Here is a 17,671-nt window from a genome sequence, read left to right on the forward strand (position 1 = left end):
GCGGGCTGTCGCGCAACCCTTGTCAATTAATTAAGTTGAATTATGTTGGGCGGACTTCGGGACGTAAGCCGAGTCGACCGATCCCGCCCATTGGACAAGAGAGGATCGTGCATGGCCACGCTGCCGCAGACCCCCGACCTTTTCGAACAGGCCCGCTCGCTGGGCATCGCGATCTCGCCCGCGACGACGACGCTCGGCGCCGAAATCGCCGGGCTCGACCTCGACCGGCCGCTGACCGACGCCGAGGCTGAACTGCTCCACGCCGCCTGGCTGCGCTTCAAGGTCGTGTTTTTCCGCGACCAGGACATCAGCCACGAAAGCCATGTCCGGCTCGGCCAGCTGTTCGGCGAACTCGAAGGCCATCCGGTGATCCCGCATGTTGAGGGCTATCCCGAAATCCTGCGCATCGAGGGCGTCGAGGGGGTACAGCTCACCGCCGAAACGCTTGGCGCTTTCCAGGCCTATAACAAATGGCACACCGACGTGACCTTCCGCCAGCAGCCGTCGATCGCCTCGATCCTGCGCGCGCGGGTGCTGCCGCCGCTTGGCGGCGATACGATGTGGGCCGACACCGCCGCCGCCTATGCGGGGTTGCCGCAGCCGGTGAAGGACCGCATCGAGGGGCTTGAGGCCGAGCATGACATCGTGCGCAGCTTCGGCGGGCGCGTGAGTGAGGAAAAGCGCGCCCAGCTCGCGCGCGACTTCCCGCCGGTGCGCCACCCGGTGGTTCGCACTCACCCCGAAACCGGTGAGAAGATCCTCTACGTCAACTACACCTTTACCAGCCGCATCGTCGATGTGCCCGAGGAGGAGAGCGACACGCTGCTCAAATTGCTGTTCGACCGGATCAAGGTGCCCGAATATCAGGTCCGTTTCCGCTGGACCCCGAACGCGATCGGCATCTGGGACAATCGCTCGACCCAGCATTATGCGGTCGGCGACTATTGGCCCGAATATCGTGCGCTCGAACGGGTGACCGTGTCGGGCGACGTGGTGACGCGGTGAAGTTCGACGGCACGATGCTCCTGGGGCCGCGTCCACGCTTTCGCACCGCGACGCGCGTCGCGATCGTCGGCGCCGGCTTTTCGGGCACCCTGCTCGCGATCAACCTGCTCGAACAGGATGACGTCGAGGTCCTGCTGATCGAGCGCGACCGGCGGCGCATGGGCGCCGGGGTCGCGTACAGCAGCCCCGACGCCGACCATCTGCTCAACGTCCGCGCCGGCAACATGAGCGCCTTTGCCGATCGCCCCGGCCATTTCTGCGACTGGCTCGCCGCGCGCGGGCTCGGCTGCGATAAGGCGTTCGTCAGCCGCGCGACCTACGGCCAATATCTGCGCGAAACGCTCGGGCTGGCGATGGAGAAATATGGCCGCCGGCTCCAGTTGATCGACGACGAGGTGCTCGACATCGCCGAACATGGTGGCAAGGTCACCCTCGGCCTCGTCAACGGCGGGCTGATCGAGGCCGACAAGGTCGCGCTGGCGATCGGCAATTTGCCGCCGCACGACCATCCGGCGATCGCGCGCGGCGGGCTGACGCCGCTGCATTATGTCGGCGACCCGTGGACGGGGCCGCTCGGCGAGGGGCTGAAACCCGACCAGACGGTGCTGGTCGTCGGCACCGGGCTGACCGCGGTCGACGTCGTGCTGCGCCTCGTCTCCAGCGGGTTCGAAGGCCGGATCATCGCGATGTCGCGTCGCGGCCTGCGCCCGCATCGCCATGTCGATGGGCTGGCGCCGGTGCGTCCGGTGCTCGCCAAACCCGCCCCCGAACTGTCCGACCTGGTGCGCTGGGCGCGCACCGCGGCGGGGCAGGGCGACTGGCGCCTGACGGTCGATTCGATCCGCCCGATCACCCAAATGATGTGGGCGTCGGCCGATGCCGACAAGCGCGCGCGCTTCCTGCGCCACCTGCGCCCCTTCTGGGATGTCCATCGCCACCGTCTCGCCCCCGCGGTCGCCGACCGCATCGACGCGCTGATCGCCGAGCGCCGCCTCGTCTTTCGCGCCGGCAAGATCGAGGAGGTCGCCGCCGGGCTCGACGGGGTCGCGGTGCACTGGCGCCCGCGCGGCGAGGATCGCCCCCAGCGGCTCGATGTCGCGCGGATCGTCAACTGCACCGGACCGCAGGGCGACCTGCTCCGCGCCACCGATCCGCTCGTCCGCCGCCTGCTCAAACAGGGCCTCATCCGCCCCGATGCGCTGCGCCTCGGGCTCGACATCGACCGCGACGGCCATGTCATGAGCCGCGACGGGCGCCCCGCCGAGCATATCCTCGCGATCGGCCCGATGACGCGCGGCGATTTGTGGGAGGTCGTCGCGGTGCCCGACATCCGCAACCAGGTCAGCGCGCTCGCGCGGCGACTGGTCAACGCGCATTGGACCGGCGGCGAGGGGCTTTAGGGGCGCCTCTGGACTTTCGCGGGGGGCATATTATATACCGACCGTTATGGAACAGGATGTCATCTCCGCACCCAAGGGCCGCCCGCGCGAATTCTGCGTCGACCAGGCGCTCGCCTCGGCGCTCCACGTCTTCTGGGCCAAGGGCTATGACGGCGCGTCGATGACCGACCTGACCGAGGCGATGGGCATCACCAAGCCCAGCCTCTACGCCGCTTTCGGTAACAAGGAAGCTTTGTTTCACAAGGCGTTGGATCTCTACGAGCAGGAAAAGCTCGAATATGGCCGCACCGCGCTCGAACAGCCGACCGCGCGCAAGGTCGCCGAATATTATCTGCGCGGCGCGATCGAAATCCATGGCGGCGCCAGCGATCCCAAGGGCTGCATGGGGCTGATCTCGTCGCTCGCCTGCAGCCCCGAGGCCGAGTCGATCAAGGCCGACGTCGTCCGCCGCCGCGCCTCGTCGCAGCGGCTGCTCGTCGAGCGCTTCGAACGCGCCAAGGCCGAGGGTGATATCCCCGCGCATGTCGATGCCGAGGGGCTGACCAGTGTCCTTTATGCGCTGCTCCAGGGCATCACCGTCCAGGCCGGTGCCGGCGCGACCCGCGCCGAGCTCGAACGGCTGGTCGATACCAGCATGACGCTCTGGCCCAGTTCCTGACAAGTGCGCGCCCGAACGCCAGATTAAATTATTTCGTACCGGGCGGTATAAAACTCTTGACGCGGTCCCGATTCAGGTTATATACCGGACAGTACAGAAGGTGGCTTGGCGGTTCGGCCGGCTGCGAAGACGCGAAGGGAACGCCGATGCGCACCAGGACATGTAGAACCGCTTAGGGACCACCCGGGCAAAACAAGCAGATATTTCGCGAACAGGCGACGGACCCCGACTTTGACGCGGCGGACGAACCCTTTCGCTCATCCCAAATCTCCCCTCGCCGGGCGCAAGCGTCCCGGGGCCTGAGCCCCCTTGCGCCCGGCACCCCCATCCAAGGAGGAACAGCCATGGCCTATCTTGCCGTCAACGAAGCGCTCGACTTCGCCCTCGCCCCTTCGCGCGTCGCCGCGCTCTCCCCATCGGCACCGAAAGCCAAACCCGCAGGCTTTTCGGCGCTGGAATGGTCGGTCGTGATGCTTGCCCGCCACGACCGGCCATCGTCCCTCCGCGAACCCGGCCGGGTCGGCCGGCTGCTCGGCGCGATTTTCGGCGACAGCTACAACCGCCGCCTCGCCGACCCGAGGCTCGAGGCGCTGCGCCGCATGGCGGTGCTCACCTGGCACCATGGTTATGCGGTGACGACGGTGCAGATCGACGCCTTCCTCGCCGCCGGCTTCACCACCGACCATTATGACCTGCTCGGCCGCCGCGTCGCCGATGTGCTCAGCACCCGCCTCTTCCGAAAGTAACAAAAATGAACATGCTCTCCCCCTTCGACCGCGCGAAAGNGGAGGTCGAACTCGTCCCCGGTACGGTCAAGAAACCGAGCCGCTGGCGTCGCGGAGCGCTGATCGGTCTGCCGATCGCGCTCGTCGTCGCCGGCGGCTACGGCCTCAGCCAGCGGGGCGGTCAGGCGATCGCCGCGCCGCCGGTGCCGATCGTCACCGTCGCCGCGCCTTTGGTCCGCGAAATCACCGAATGGGACGATTATGTCGGTCGCTTCGAGGCGAGCCGCTCGGTCGAGGTGCGCCCGCGCATCTCGGGCCAGGTCACCGCGGTGCACTTCACCGACGGCGCGATCGTCCGCAAGGGCCAGCTGCTCTTCACCATCGACCCGCGGCCCTATGCCGCCGCGCTCGCCGAGGCACGGGCCGACGCGGCCAGCGCGCGCAGCGACCTTGAACTCGCGCGCGTCAACCTCGCCCGCGCCAACCGCCTGATCGCCGACGAGGCGGTGTCGCAGAGCGATCTCGACCAGCTGAATGCCAAGGTGCGCGCGGCTTCGGCGGCGCTCGCGGCGGCCGATGCCCGGGTGCGCTCGCGCTCGCTCGACGTCGAATTCACCCAGGTGCGCGCCCCGATCGGCGGCCGGATTTCGGATCGCCGCGTCGATGCCGGCAATCTCGTCGCCGCGGGCGAAGGCCCCAGCGGCAGCCTGCTGACGACGATCAACGCGCTCGACCCGATCTACTTCAACTTCGACAGTTCGGAGGCGTTGTTCCTGAAAGCGCAACGCGAGCGCCAGGCCGGCGGCGCCGCGGCGCAGCAGGTCGAGATCCGCCTGCAGGATGAAAGCGACTATCGCTGGACGGGCCGCGTCGATTTCGCCGACAATGCGATCAACGCCAATTCGGGCACGCTGCGCGTCCGGGCGGTGATCGACAATCCCGACTATTTCCTGACCCCCGGCATGTTCGGCAATATGCGCCTCGCGCAGGGCGGCACGGTGTCGGCCTTGCTCGTTCCCGACGCCGCGGTGCGCACCGATCAGGCGCGCAAGCAGCTGTTCGTCGTCGGCAAGGACGGGACGGTCGCAGCGCGGCTGGTCGAGACCGGCCCGCTCGTCGCCGGGCTGCGCGTCATCCGCTCGGGCCTGAAAGCCGACGACCGGGTGATCGTGCAGGGCATCCAGTTCGCCCAGCCGGGCGCCAAGGTGACCGCGAAGCCGACGGTGATCCGGCCCAGGGCCGCTCTCGCCGTGCCCGCCGGCGCGGGGCAGTCGCCCGCTGCGTCGCAAGCGACGCTCGCGCCCTAAATCCGCGACCCGCGCCGGCTCCGTTCGGCGCGGCATCGCTCGATCCGATTGCACCATTTTTCCGGCCCCCTTCGGGCCGAGGAGGCTCGCCATGCGTCTCAGCCATTTCTTCATCCGCCGCCCGATCTTCGCGGGCGTGATCGCGATCATCATCACCATCGTCGGCGCCTTCGCCTATTTCGGGCTGCCGGTGTCGCAATTCCCCGCCGTGGTCCCGCCGACGGTCACGGTCAGCGCCAATTATCCGGGCGCCTCGGCCGAGACCGTCGCCGACACCGTCGCGGCGCCGATCGAGCAACAGATTAACGGCGTCGACAACATGCTTTATCAGTCGTCGCAGTCGACCGGCGACGGTCGGCTGACGATCACCGTCACTTTCAAGCTCGGCACCGACCTCGATACCGCGCAGGTGCTCGTTCAGAACCGCGTTGCGCTCGCCGATCCCAGCCTGCCTGAGGAAGTGCGGCGGCAGGGCGTCGTCGTGCGCAAGACCTCGCCGTCGTGGTTGATGGCGGTCAACGTCCTCTCGCCCGACGGTTCGCTCGATCGCAGCTATGTCTCCAATTACGCGCTGACCCAGCTCAAGGACCGGCTGACCCGCGTCGACGGCATCGGCGACGTCCAGGTTTTCGGCGCGCGCGACTATGCGATGCGCGTGTGGATCGACCCCGGCCGCGCCGCTGCGCTGAACCTGACGGCGGGCGATATCGTCACCGCGCTGCGCGAGCAGAATGTCCAGGTCGCCGCCGGCACCGTCGGCCAGCCGCCCTTCGACACCGGCGCCGCGCACCAGCTCAGCGTCGAGACGCAGGGCCGCTTCAAGACCGCCGGCGAATTCGCGAACATCATCGTGCGCACCGCGCCCGACGGCGCGATCACGCGGCTCAGCGACGTCGCGCGTGTCGAGCTGGGGGCCGAGGATTATGGCGTGAACGCCTATCTGTCGGGCCAGGATTCGATCATCATGGGCGTCACCCAGCGGCCGGGCACCAACGCGCTCGCCGCCGCCGAAGGGATCAAGGCCGAGCTCGCCGAAGCGTCGAAGAGCTTCCCGAAGGGGCTCGAGTATAAGATCATCTGGAACCCGACCGAGTTCATCAGCGAATCGATGACCGCGGTGCAAAAGACGCTGCTCGAGGCGATGGTCCTCGTCGTCCTCGTCATCCTCGTCTTCCTGCAAAGCTGGCGCGCCGCGATCATCCCGGTCATCGCCATTCCCGTGTCGCTGATCGGCACCTTCGCGGTGCTCGCCGCGCTCGGCTATTCGCTCAACACTTTGTCGATGTTCGGGCTGGTGCTCGCGATCGGGATCGTCGTCGACGACGCGATCGTCGTCGTCGAAAATGTCGAGCGCAATATGGAGCATGGCCTCAGCCCCCGCGAGGCCGCGCACACCTCGATGGACGAGGTGTCGGGCGCGCTCGTCGCGATTGTGCTCGTGCTCTGCGCGGTGTTCGTGCCGACGACCTTCCTCACCGGCATCACCGGCGAATTCTATCGCCAGTTCGCGGTGACGATCGCCACCGCCACCGTGATCTCGCTGATCCTTTCGCTCACCCTGTCGCCCGCGCTCGCCGCCATGCTGCTCCGCCCGCGCGCCACCGAAGCGCCCGCGTCGGGATGGCGGCGTTACGCCTGGCTCGCGGGAGACCGCTTCAACCGCAGTTTCGACCGGCTGAGCGACTGGTATGCCGCGACCGTGCGCCGCGTCGTCGCCGCCCCGCGCAAGGCGTTCCTCACCTATGGCGCGCTGATCGCCGCGACCGCCGGGATATTCTGGGCGACGCCGGCGGGCTTCGTCCCCGCGCAGGACCAGGGCTATGCGCTCGCCGCGATCCAGCTCCCCCCGGGCAGCTCGATCCAGCAGACCGATGTGGTGCTCAAGAAGGTCGTGAAAAAGCTGCTCGAGGTGCCCGGCACCGAGGCGGCGGTGATGTTCGCCGGCTTCGACGGCGCCTCGGGCACCCAGGCGTCGAATGCCGGCGCCGCCTATGTCACCTTCAAGCCCTTCGCCGAGCGCGCGGGCACTGACCGCACCGAACGCAATATCGAGGATGATATGCGCGCGGCGCTTGCCGACGTGAACGACGCCTTCGTGTTCGTCATCCCGCCGCCGGTGATCCAAGGCATCGGCAATGGCGGCGGCTACCGCATGATCGTGCAGGACCGCAGCGACGCCGGCTATCAGGCGCTCGAACAGGCGGGCGGCCAGCTGATCGGCGAAGCGCATAAGCAAGGCGAACTCGCCAACGTCTTCACCCTCTACAACACCGCGACACCGCGCGTGTACGCCGACATCGACCGCGCCAAGTCCGACATGCTCGGGGTGCCGCCGGCGCGGGTGTTCGAGGCGCTGCAGGTCTATCTCGGCTCGGCGTACGTCAACGACTTCAACCTGCTCGGGCGCACCTTCCGCGTCACCGCGCAGGCCGAGGCCGCGGCGCGCGACGATCCGTCGGACATCGCGCAGCTCAAGACCCGCTCGAACAGCGGCGATATGGTACCGCTCGGCGCGGTCGCGACCTTCAGCGACCGGACCGGCCCCTATCGCGTCACCCGCTACAACCTCTTCCCCGCGGTCGAGGTCGATGGCGAGACCGCGCAGGGTACGTCGACCGGCCAGGCGATTTCGGTGATGGAAAAGGTCGCCGAGAAATTGCCCGCGGGCTTCTCGGCCGAATGGACCGACCTCGCCTTCCAGCAGAAAGCGGCGGGCAATGTCGCCGCGCTGATCTTCGCGCTGTCGGTGGTGTTCGTCTTCCTCGTGCTCGCGGCGCAGTTCGAAAGCCTGACCCTGCCGCTCGCGATCATCCTGATCGTGCCGATGACCCTGCTCGCCGCGATGGCGGGGGTGAACCTGCGCGGTCTCGACAACAATATCCTGACCCAGATCGGACTCATCGTGCTGATCGCGCTCGCGGCGAAGAACGCGATCCTCATCGTCGAATTCGCCAAACAGGCCGAGGAACGCGGGGCGAGCATCGTCGAGGCGGCGGTCGCGGCGGCGCGCGCGCGTCTCCGCCCGATCCTGATGACCAGCTTCGCCTTCATCCTCGGCGTGGCGCCGCTCGTCTGGGCCTCGGGCCCCGGCTACGAGCTCCGCCAGGCGCTCGGCACCGCGGTCTTCTACGGGATGATCGGGGTCACCTTCTTCGGACTGATCTACACGCCCGCCTTCTATGTCGTCTGCCGCACGCTCGGCGACCGCCTCGCCGCCCGCCGGGGTCGCAGCGGTCCTGCCGATCCCGTCCTGCAGCCCGCCGAATAAGGAGAAAGCCCATGCGCACCCTTCTGCTCTCCACCCTCTCCGCGCTGACCCTTGCAGCCTGCGCGGTCGGGCCGGACTTCGCCACGCCCCCGTCCCCCGTGACGGCGTCCGGCCCCTTCCTCTCGACGAAAGCCGGCGTCACCAGCACCGCGCCCGCCGACGCCGACTGGTGGCGGCTCTACAACGACCCGGTGCTCGACAGTCTCGTCGCCGACGCGCTCGCCGCCAACACCGACGTCCGCGTCGCGGTGGCGCGCATCGCCAAGGCGCGCGCCAGCTTGCGCGAAGTGCGCGGCGACCGCCTGCCGAGCACCAACCTCGGCGCCGGCGCCACCTATGGCCGCGCCAGCGCCGGACAGGTTCCGGCGGGCGCCGACCGCGAGGGCTGGCAGGTCGATGCCGGGCTGACCGTCGGTTATGAGGTCGACCTGTTCGGCCGCGTCAGCCGCGGGGTCGAGGCGGCACGCGGCGACGTCGCGGCGGCCGAAGCCGATGCCGATGCGGTGCGCGTCACCGTCGTCGCCGAAACCGCGCGCGCCTATGCCGATGCGGCCTCCTCCGCCGAACGCCTCGGCGTCGCCGAACGCATCGTCGCCTTGCTCGACCAGTCGGTAAAGCTCACCGCGCGCCGCGCCGAGGTCGGGCTGACGACCCGCCTCGACACCGCGCGCGTCGCCGCCTTGCGCGACCAGCGCCGCGCCGACATCCCGGCGATCGCCGCCGAGCGCGACGCCGCGCTGTTCCGCCTCGCGACGCTCACCGGCCGCACCCCCGCCGACCTGCCGCCGATCGCCGCCGCGCGCACCACGACGCTCCGCCTCGACCAGCCGATCCCGGTCGGCGACGGCGCCGCGCTGCTCGCAAGGCGTCCCGACATCGCCGCTGCCGAACGCCGCCTTGCCGCCGCCACTGCGCGCATCGGGGTCGCGACCGCCGATCTGTATCCGAAGGTCACCCTCGGCGGTTCGATCGGCCAGACCAGCGGCGGCCTCGGCGACCTCTTCGGCGGCGGTCCGCTGCGCTGGCTGCTCGGCCCGCTGATCAACTGGAGCTTCGGCAATCAGGAGGCGATCCGCGGCCGCATCGCCGGCGCCGAGGCTGATACCCAGGCCTCGCTCGCACAATTCGACGGCACCGTGCTGCGCGCGCTCGAGGAGACCGAGACCGCCTTGTCGGGTTACGCGCATCTGCTCGACCGCCGCACCGCGTTGCAATCGGCGCGCGACGAAGCCGGGATCGCGGTCAAGATCACCCGCGCGCAGCAACGCGAAGGCGCGATCGACGGGCTCGAAGCGCTCGACGCCGAACGCACCTTCGCCGAGGCCGAAGGCGCGCTGGCGCTGGCGGATGCAAGGATCGCCGACGCGCAGGTCGATCTGTTCCGCGCGCTCGGCGGGCGGTGGACGAAAGGCTGACCTAACGCCCAAAAACGCCGTCATTGCGACCCCGGCGAATGCCGGGGGAAGCAATCCAGAGCGGTTTACGCCTACTCTGGATTGCTTCGTCGCCTCCGGCTCCTCGCAATGACGAGCAATTTTTCTCCAAACCCTGCATCCACGGCGCACGCTCGTGCCGTCTAGCAGTTGACCGGCCCCAACAGCCGGTCCTTGCGGCGACCGCGGCGCGGTTTCTGATCGGCCATCCGCTCTCCCCGGGGCGGTCCGGCTCAGCGGCCTTGCTCGCGGTCGCCGCCTGTGGTTTCACCATGCCTTCGGGCATGCAGGGAGAAAGACGATGTTCCATCTTTTGGCCGCGACCCAGGCCGCTGCTGTCGCAGCCCCGCCGGCCGTTCCGCCCGCCGCCGTTGCCGCACCCGTCACGATGCCCGCGCAATCGATCAGCCCCGCCGAGGTCGCCTCCTATATCGACCCGCGCGACATCGCGTCGTTCATGCCGCCGCCGCCGCCGACCACCGAGTTCGTCGCGGTCAGCGACAGTTTTTTCCGCCTGATGGAAAATATCACGATGGTCGCGCTGTTCGTCATCGGCTTTTTCCTGCTCGCGCGGCTCATCCATGCGTGGATGCTCCATCGCTCGATCCGCCGCGCGCTCGAGGCGAAATCGGACGCGGTCGCGCCGCTGATCGACAAGCTCAACAAGCCCTATGAACATCTCGGCGCGCTGGGCGCCGCTGCATCGTCCAACACCGGCAGCAACGAAGATCGCAATGCGCTTGTCCTGCTCGCGATCGGCCTCGCCATGGCGGGCTTCGGGCTGATCCAGGGGCATGAGGAACTGATCCGCATCTCGGCCGGCGCCGCGCTCTTCCCCGCCTTTGTCGGCATTGCCCTGCTCGTCCGCCGCCGCCTCGCGCGCGCCGCGGCTGCCGAGGAACGGGCCGCTGCGCAGGGATGAGGACGCCCATGCCGATATTGCGCTCAACCAGCGCGTTGCCGGGGGAGACCGCGCCGCTTTCCAGCTCCTCGTGCTGCGGCACGAGGGGCGGCTGCGCGCCTTCCTGTCGCGCGCGGCCGGCAGTGACGCCGACGGCGACGACCTCGCGCAGGAGGCGTTCGTTCGTGCCTGGACCCGGGCGGGCGATTATCGCGGGCAGGGGAGTTATGCGGCGTGGATCATGGGGATCGGCTGGCGCCTCTTTCTCGACCAGCGGCGCACCGCGAAACGGCGCGAAACGCTCGCGAAGCGGGATGAGGACGCTGCGACCAGCAGCAACCCGCACCCCGCGACCGACGCCGCGATCGACGCCGACCGGCTGCTCGCGGGCTTGTCGGCGCAGGAACGCGCCGCGCTCACCCTCTGCTTCGGCCATGGCTGGTCGCACGGCGAGGCCGCCGAGATCATGGGCTTGCCGCTCGGCACGCTCAAATCTTTGGTCTTGCGCGGCCGCGCCAAGGCGCAGAAACTGATCGGCGAAGGAGGCGCGGGATGACCGGGTCGGACGACATGGATGCGATGCCCGATGCGTTTCTGGCCGCGATGCTCGCGCCGCCGACGCGCCCCGGCGACCGCGCCTTCGCGGTGCAGGTCGACCGCGCGATCGACGTACAGGCCGCATACGCCCGCGCCCGCGCCCGCTTCTGGCGTAGCTTCGCCTATGAGGCACTGGCGGTGATGGCGCTGCTCGCGGCCTTCTGGCTCCTCTCGGGAACCGCACTGCTCGCGCCGCTCGCCGGCCCCGCGCAATGGGGCCTCGCACCGCCGCTGCTGCTGATCCTGCTCTTGTGGTTCGGCGGGACGCAAAGGCTGCGCGGGGCTTAGGGAAGGCTTCGGGCTGAAATTCCTCCCCATCGCTGCGCGACGGGGAGGATCTTTCGGTCCGCCAACCATTCCAATCCCTGCGGCCTTCAGCCGGCGGGGATTGGAAAGACCCGAAAACTCAGGCTTCGTCGTCGTCCTCGACCGGTTCGGGCGCGGCGGGGCGCGGCTTGCGGCCGGCGCGCGGTGCGGGGGTCGCGACCGGCAACCCGGCCTCGGCGGTCGCGCCGCCGATCAGCGCGTCGAGCGAGCCGCCGTCGAAGCCGAGTTCCTTCATCAGCCCGTCGATCACCGGCGCCTGCGCGCGATAGGCGAGCGCCGCCGACACCGCATTGCTGGCGAGGTTGCCGCCGCCCCCACCGCCATGGTCGCCGGTGCCGCCGCCCGATCCGCCGCTCCCGCCGCCATTCTGCGTGATCCCGTCGACCTGGACGATCTTGATCGAATCGATCGCCTCCATCGGCTTGGCGGCTTCGCGCACCACCTCGGGCAGCACTTTTAGCAGCGCCATCTTGGTTTGCAGCGAAATCTGGTTCGACGACAAGATGTTCGCCGCCTCGTTGATCGCGCGCTGGCCCGCAGCCTCGACCTCGAAGCGCACGCGCGCCGCCTCGGCGCGCAACTTCTCGGCGTCGGCTTCGCCCTCGGCCTCGAAGCGCAGCGCCGAGGCGCGGTTCGCCGCCGCCTCTTTCTCCGCCTCGGCCTGCACCTTCACCGAAATCGCCTGCCGCTCGGCTTCCTTCGCCGCCTCGATCAGCTCGATCCGCTTCGAACGCTCGGCGATCTCGGTCTCGCGCGCGGTTGCTACCTGTTCCTCGGCGGCAACCGCGACGGCGCGCGCCTCGTCCGCCTCGCCGCGCGCCTGGCTTTCCTCGCGGCTCTTGTTCTGGATCAGGATCTGCTGTTCCTGCCGCGCCAGCTCGACCGCCTGCTCCTGCGCGATGCGCGCTTCCTCGATCGCGCGATCGGCCTCGATCTGCTTGGCGTCGACCAGCTGCTTGGCCTGGATGCGGGCGCCCTCGGCCTCCTGGTTGCGCTGCGCCTGTTCGCGCGCGATCTCGGCGGCCTGGACGGCGCGGCGCATCTCGACCTCGCGCTCCTGTTCCAGCCGCGCGAATTCATTGTCGCGGCTGATCTCGAAGCTGCGCTTGTCGGCCTCGAGGTTCTTGGTCTCGATCTGGACGCGCGTATCCTGTTCGATGTCGTTGCGCGCCTTCTTGCGCAGCTCGATCTGCTCGGTCAGCTTGGTCAGGCCCTCGGCATCGAATGCATTATTGGCGTTGAAATGCTCGATCGACGTCTGGTCGAGTCCGGTCAGCGACACCGATTCGAGTTCGAGTCCGTTCATCGACAAATCGTTCGAGCTGACCTGCTGCACCTTCTGCACAAAATCGGCGCGCTGCTCGTGCAGCTGGTTCATCGTCATGCCCGCCGCGACCGAGCGCAGCGCGTCGACGAACTTGCCCTCGACCAGGTCTTTGAGCGCCTCGGGGTTCATCGTGCGCAGGCCCAAGGTCTGCGCCGCCATCCCGATCGCGCCGGCATCGGGCCGGACGCGGACGTAAAATTCGGCCTTCACGTCGATGCGCAGCCGGTCGAGCGTGATCAGCGCGTCGACATTCTTGCGCTCGACCGCGAGCCGCACGGTGTTCATGTTCACCGGCATCGTTTCGTGGAGCACCGGCAGCACCAGCGCGCCGCCGTTCATGATCACGCGTTCGCCGCGAAATCCGGTGCGGACAAAAGCTATTTCTTTCGTCGCGCGGCGATAAAGCCGGGTGATGATCAGTCCCAGGATCAGCAGGACCGCAAGCCCGACGCCGGCGTAGATCGCAATTTCAATCATCATGGAATTTTACTGCCCCCAAAGCTTGTTTTCGGCCCCCGGAATCGGGGGCGCCATGGGGCAATCTTAAGGTCAGTCGAGGCGGGGTAAATAGAAATCGCCGTTTGAAAAGCCTTTGAATATTTCGCCGTCGCGCTTGACCAGCAAGATCGTCTCGCCGGTCTGGAATCGCTGGTCTGCGCTGTCGGGCTCTACCATGATCTGGTGCGGCTGGCCGTGACGGTCGGTGCATTTGGCGGGCGCCGGATTTCCCGGCGATGCGGTTCCGACGGTGATCGTCGCGCGCGTGCCGATCAATTCGTCGCGATCGATCGCGGTGGTCTCGATGCCCGGGAAGACGCGCGCGATCACCCGCGCCGCGGCGCCCGTCGGCGGGAGCGCGGCGACCGCGGCCACCGGCGCCGCCAACAGGCTGGTCGCGGGGCCGCCGGTCAGCGCCGTCAGCAGTTGCTGGAACCCCAGCCCTAGCGTCCCGAACAGCGCGAGGAAGACGACCAGCCACATCAGAAAGGGAACGCGCCCGATCCCGGCCCAGGCGAGCAGCGCCTCGGCCGCGCCGGCGTCGCCGTCATGGTCGCCGACATGCGCGCCCTCGACATCGCCGACGAGGCCCAGCGCCTGCACCGCGCCGATCAGCAACATCAATAACAGCGCGGCGCTGAAGATCACATTTTCGGAAGCGAAAAACTGGTCGAACATCCGGGACCTTGTGGCGCCGGCACTCGCGCTTGGCAAGCGATGCGCGCGTGCGGGCGCGGGTCAGCCGGCCAGCGCGACGGGGTCGTGCCGCGCGACTTCGACCCGGTCCCGCCCGGCACCTTTCGCCCGGTAAAGGGCCTCATCGGCGGCGGCGAACAACGACTCCGGTGCCGGGGGCGACGATCCGTCGATCAGGGCGATCCCGATGCTGGCGGTCAGGGTGATCGCGCGATCGTCGTCCACCTCGAACGGATCGTCACGCAGCGCGCCGAGGATGCCGGCGGCGATCCGGCTCGCCACGGCCCGGTTCGTCGCGGGCAGGAATATGGCGAACTCCTCGCCCCCCATCCGGCCGAAATGGTCGCCGTCGCGCAGGCAGGACCGAACGCGCCCGGCAAAGGACTGCAGCAACCGGTCGCCGGCGGCATGGCCGTGATTGTCGTTGATCGCCTTGAAATGATCGATGTCGATCATCAGGATCGCGGCGGGTGCGCGCGCATTCGCCAGCGAAGCCTGCACATCGTCCAGAAAGGCGCCGCGGGCACGGGTTCCGGTCAGATGGTCATGCGCGGCGATAGGGCGCAGCCGGCCGAGCAACTCGTTGCGGTTTTCGGCGATGCAGGCGACGGTGACCGGCGCGATTGCGACCAGCGCGGCGCCGAGTCGGATCGAGATCATCATCATTTCCGCATCGACGCCGGTCCGCGAGGCGAGCACGATCAGCGCCCAATTGCCGTACAAGAGGGTCAGGATGGCGACGGTGAAGACGCGATAGGTCAAACCGCACCACAGCAGCGCCGGAACAGGAAAGGCGATCGCGCCGGGGCCGCCGACGATCGCCGCGAGCAAGCAGGACAGCGCCAGCGCGACGATCGGAAGGATGCGCGCCGTCGGCAGCGCGCGCAGTCCCTCGCGCATGGCGCCGGGCAGCGCGCCGAAAGACGGTGCGGCCAGCAGCAGCGGCAGGATCGTCACATAGTTGACGAACTCGGTCGCGAACCAGAAGGACCATCCCGACAACAGCTGCCGCCCGAACAGCCAGGGGTTGGCGACCGCTCCGATCACGCCGGCCACGGCCGCCCCCGCGGCGACCGTCAGGACGAGGAACAGCATCGACGCGGGCTGCCGCAGCCGGATCATGTCGGCGGGTCGGCGCGCATAAATGGCGGCGGCGGTCGCGATGCCCGCCAGGTTCGCGCTGTTGAGCAGCAGCGCCTTGGGCAGGCTGGCCCCGGTCAGCAGGTCTGCCGCAAGATAGGCGACGGCGCCCGCAAGCCAGCCCTGCCATGTCCGGCCCGCCGGGACACGGAGCAGGAAGGCGAGCATGATCGCATTGGCCGGCCACAAATTGGCAAGGAAACCGATCGGGCGCGTGTAGATGCCGAACAGGCTTGCGGCGAAGACCAGCGCGAACAGGATCAGCGCGGCACGGCCCCGGCTGCCCCTTGTCCCCGCATCATCGCGCGTTCGCGGTCCGTCTTTGATTTCGTCCAACTATGCCTCCCGAAACCCGGTTCCGGAAAGCCGATGCTATAGAGTCAGGGCGTTAACCGCCAGTAAGCCGCCTGGAATTTCAGAGGGTCGGGGGTCCGTCCTCGTCGCCGACACCCTGATATTTCAGCTGCAGATAGCGTTCGCGCGTCGCCAGCTTGTCGAGTTCGCCCGCCGCCAGGCTGCGTGCGGCATGGCCGATCTCGCTCTCCAGCGTCTTCAATCCGCCGAGCAGCGTCTCGTCGGGGGTACGCCCGGCATGCGCCTCGGTGCGCAGCCCCGCGGGGATGCGCTGATAGCCGGCGACCAGCTCGGGCAGATCCTCGCCGACGAGCTTGCGGATGTTCGACGCGGCGGGGCTCGACGCATCGAGCGTCTGGAGCTGCGGCGCGAGCAGGTCGAGCTGGACCCCGATGCCGTCGACCAGCGTCCGCGCCGGGGCAGGCAGCGCCGGACGCTGCGCCTCCAGCCAGATTTCGGTACGCCCCGCGAGCTGCTTCAAATCGGTCTTGGGCAGGTCGGCCTGGCGCGGCTCGGGGAAGGGCGATCGCCCGAACAGCACCGCGACCCCGATCAGCAACACGGTGAGCGCGAGCAGGCCGACGAAGCCGAGCGGCTGGATCAGCAACCCGAACACCGCCGCACCGAGCAACACGACGCCGGCGGCGACGAGCATCCGGCCCAGCTTCTTGTACAGATGCTGGCGGCGCAGCGCGACGCTTTTGGTCCCGATCGGCCGCCGCCGTTCGCGCGACCGCTCGATCGCGGCGTTGCCGAGCGCGCTGATCTTGTCGACTTCGCTCATCGCCATCGTTGCCCCGGTCACGCTTCGAGCGAGGCGAGCGGGCTGTCGGCGCCGCCGACGCTCGCCTGCGCCTGGCTCGCACCCTCGGCGCGCGCGATATAGCCCTTCGACTTGGCGACCTCGCCCTCGAGCGACTGGACCGTGGTCTTCATGCTGTCGAGCGCCTTGAGCTTGAAGGTGTCGATCGCATCCATCGTGTCATAGATGTTCTGGAAGGCACGGCTCAGCGTCTCCATCGGGATCGTGCTCGACGCCGCCTGCTCGTGGATGCGCGCGGTGTTGTCCTTCAGCATCTTCGACGTGCCGTCGATGATGTTCGCGGTGGTGGTGTTCAGCGCCGTGATCTGTTCGAGCACCAGCTTCTGGTTGGTCATCGCCTGCGCGACGGTGATCGCGGTCTTGAGCGCGCCGACGGTGGTCGTGCTTGCGCGGTCGACCCCCTTCACCAGCTCGATATTGTTCTTCTTCACGAGGTCGAGCGCGAGGTAACCCTGCACCGTCACCGCCATTTGCGTGAGCAGATCCTGCGTCCGCTGCCGCGCATAGAAGAGCGCATTTTCGCGCAGCACCTTGGCTTTCGCGGGATTGGTGCCGTCGAGTTCCTCGGCCTTGGCCTCCAGCCGCACGTCGAGGGTGCCGGCGATGTGGATCATCTGCTCGAGCTTGCCCATCGCCTCCCACAGCTTGCGGCGCTCGACGTCGATCGCAGCATTGTCCATCAACAGCTCGTCCTTGCCGTTCGACAAGGCGTTCAGCACGCCCGAGATATGCGACTGGGCGCTGCGATATTGCGCGAAATAATTGGTGACGCTGCTCCCGAAAATCTTGTCGAGAAACCCGCGCTTCGACAGCAATTTGCCGTTCGCCGATGGGTCGAGCCGCTCGACGGTGTTGCGCAGCTCGATCAGGTTCATGCCGATGTCGCTGTCGCGGTCCATCGCCTTCACCGGCCGGTCGAGGAAGCGGTTCGACTGGTTCGCCGCCTCCAGCATTTCCTTGCGGCCCATGTTGGTGATCTGGTCGATCCGCTGGCCGAATTCGGGGCTGTTCTCGTCCTGCGCGACGAGGTCGTCTATGAAGCCGTCGACGCGTTCCTCGAGCTTCGATTTCTGCTCGGTCGACAGCGACACCAGCCCCGCGGCCTTTTCGGGCGACACCACGGGCACCGGATCGGGCGGGGTCAGCTTTAGTTCGTCGGTTGCCGTCGCGGTTGCGGTCTGCTCGCTCATTCGTCTTCCTTTCGGGCCCCCG

The 17,671-nt window shown here is 68.2% G+C and carries 14 protein-coding genes and 1 pseudogene; 10 read left to right on the forward strand and 5 right to left on the reverse strand.

What is annotated here, in order from left to right:
- Positions 1-111 precede the first annotated feature (111 nt).
- From ASD67_RS06840 to ASD67_RS06885, 10 genes and pseudogenes are all read left to right on the forward strand, one after another.
- Positions 112-1,005, forward strand: a complete 894-nt coding sequence (locus tag ASD67_RS06840; protein ID WP_056345159.1) for a TauD/TfdA dioxygenase family protein — start codon at positions 112-114, stop codon at positions 1,003-1,005.
- The gene (locus ASD67_RS06845) at positions 1,002-2,405 is read left to right on the forward strand and encodes an FAD/NAD(P)-binding protein (protein ID WP_235535595.1); all 1,404 of its coding nucleotides are present in this window, start codon (positions 1,002-1,004) and stop codon (positions 2,403-2,405) included. The genes ASD67_RS06840 and ASD67_RS06845 overlap by 4 nt, the downstream gene beginning before the upstream one ends.
- 46 nt (positions 2,406-2,451) lie before the next feature.
- Positions 2,452-3,063: a TetR/AcrR family transcriptional regulator gene (locus ASD67_RS06850; RefSeq protein WP_056345161.1), complete on the forward strand. Its 612-nt coding sequence runs from the start codon at positions 2,452-2,454 to the stop codon at positions 3,061-3,063.
- 344 nt (positions 3,064-3,407) lie between these two features.
- Positions 3,408-3,809, forward strand: a complete 402-nt coding sequence (locus ASD67_RS06855; protein ID WP_056345165.1) for a hypothetical protein — start codon at positions 3,408-3,410, stop codon at positions 3,807-3,809.
- Between the two features lie 40 nt (positions 3,810-3,849).
- Positions 3,850-5,095: pseudogene (locus tag ASD67_RS06860) on the forward strand (efflux RND transporter periplasmic adaptor subunit); the annotation flags it as partial.
- A 91-nt stretch (positions 5,096-5,186) separates the two neighbouring features.
- Positions 5,187-8,363, forward strand: a complete 3,177-nt coding sequence (locus tag ASD67_RS06865) for an efflux RND transporter permease subunit (RefSeq protein ID WP_056345171.1) — start codon at positions 5,187-5,189, stop codon at positions 8,361-8,363.
- 11 nt (positions 8,364-8,374) lie between these two features.
- A complete protein-coding gene (locus ASD67_RS06870; RefSeq protein ID WP_056345173.1) occupies positions 8,375-9,778 on the forward strand; it encodes an efflux transporter outer membrane subunit in 1,404 nt (467 codons plus the stop codon).
- Between the two features lie 319 nt (positions 9,779-10,097).
- Complete coding sequence (locus ASD67_RS06875; protein ID WP_056345176.1) at positions 10,098-10,718, forward strand: hypothetical protein; 621 nt, start codon at positions 10,098-10,100, stop codon at positions 10,716-10,718.
- The gene (locus ASD67_RS06880; RefSeq protein ID WP_056345178.1) at positions 10,648-11,253 is read left to right on the forward strand and encodes an RNA polymerase sigma factor; all 606 of its coding nucleotides are present in this window, start codon (positions 10,648-10,650) and stop codon (positions 11,251-11,253) included. The genes ASD67_RS06875 and ASD67_RS06880 overlap by 71 nt, the downstream gene beginning before the upstream one ends.
- Positions 11,250-11,582, forward strand: a complete 333-nt coding sequence (locus ASD67_RS06885) for a hypothetical protein (protein ID WP_056345181.1) — start codon at positions 11,250-11,252, stop codon at positions 11,580-11,582. The genes ASD67_RS06880 and ASD67_RS06885 overlap by 4 nt, the downstream gene beginning before the upstream one ends.
- 118 nt (positions 11,583-11,700) lie before the next feature.
- Here ASD67_RS06885 and ASD67_RS06890 read toward each other — a convergent pair whose 3' ends face one another.
- The 5 genes from ASD67_RS06890 to ASD67_RS06910 form a co-directional block, all read right to left on the reverse strand.
- Positions 11,701-13,428 (reverse strand): flotillin family protein, encoded by a 1,728-nt coding sequence (locus ASD67_RS06890; RefSeq protein WP_156377600.1) that lies wholly within the window; start codon positions 13,426-13,428, stop codon positions 11,701-11,703.
- Positions 13,429-13,497: 69 nt separating this feature from the next.
- A complete protein-coding gene (locus ASD67_RS06895) occupies positions 13,498-14,124 on the reverse strand; it encodes an OB-fold-containig protein (RefSeq protein WP_056345183.1) in 627 nt (208 codons plus the stop codon).
- 60 nt (positions 14,125-14,184) lie between these two features.
- Positions 14,185-15,618: a GGDEF domain-containing protein gene (locus ASD67_RS06900; protein WP_056345185.1), complete on the reverse strand. Its 1,434-nt coding sequence runs from the start codon at positions 15,616-15,618 to the stop codon at positions 14,185-14,187.
- 79 nt (positions 15,619-15,697) lie between these two features.
- Positions 15,698-16,441, reverse strand: a complete 744-nt coding sequence (locus tag ASD67_RS06905; protein ID WP_235535596.1) for a hypothetical protein — start codon at positions 16,439-16,441, stop codon at positions 15,698-15,700.
- Positions 16,438-17,649, reverse strand: a complete 1,212-nt coding sequence (locus ASD67_RS06910) for a toxic anion resistance protein (RefSeq protein WP_056345190.1) — start codon at positions 17,647-17,649, stop codon at positions 16,438-16,440. The genes ASD67_RS06905 and ASD67_RS06910 overlap by 4 nt, the downstream gene beginning before the upstream one ends.
- Positions 17,650-17,671: the final 22 nt, after the last annotated feature.

It is taken from the genome of Sphingopyxis sp. Root1497 (genome assembly GCF_001427085.1).
GTDB lineage: Bacteria > Pseudomonadota > Alphaproteobacteria > Sphingomonadales > Sphingomonadaceae > Sphingopyxis.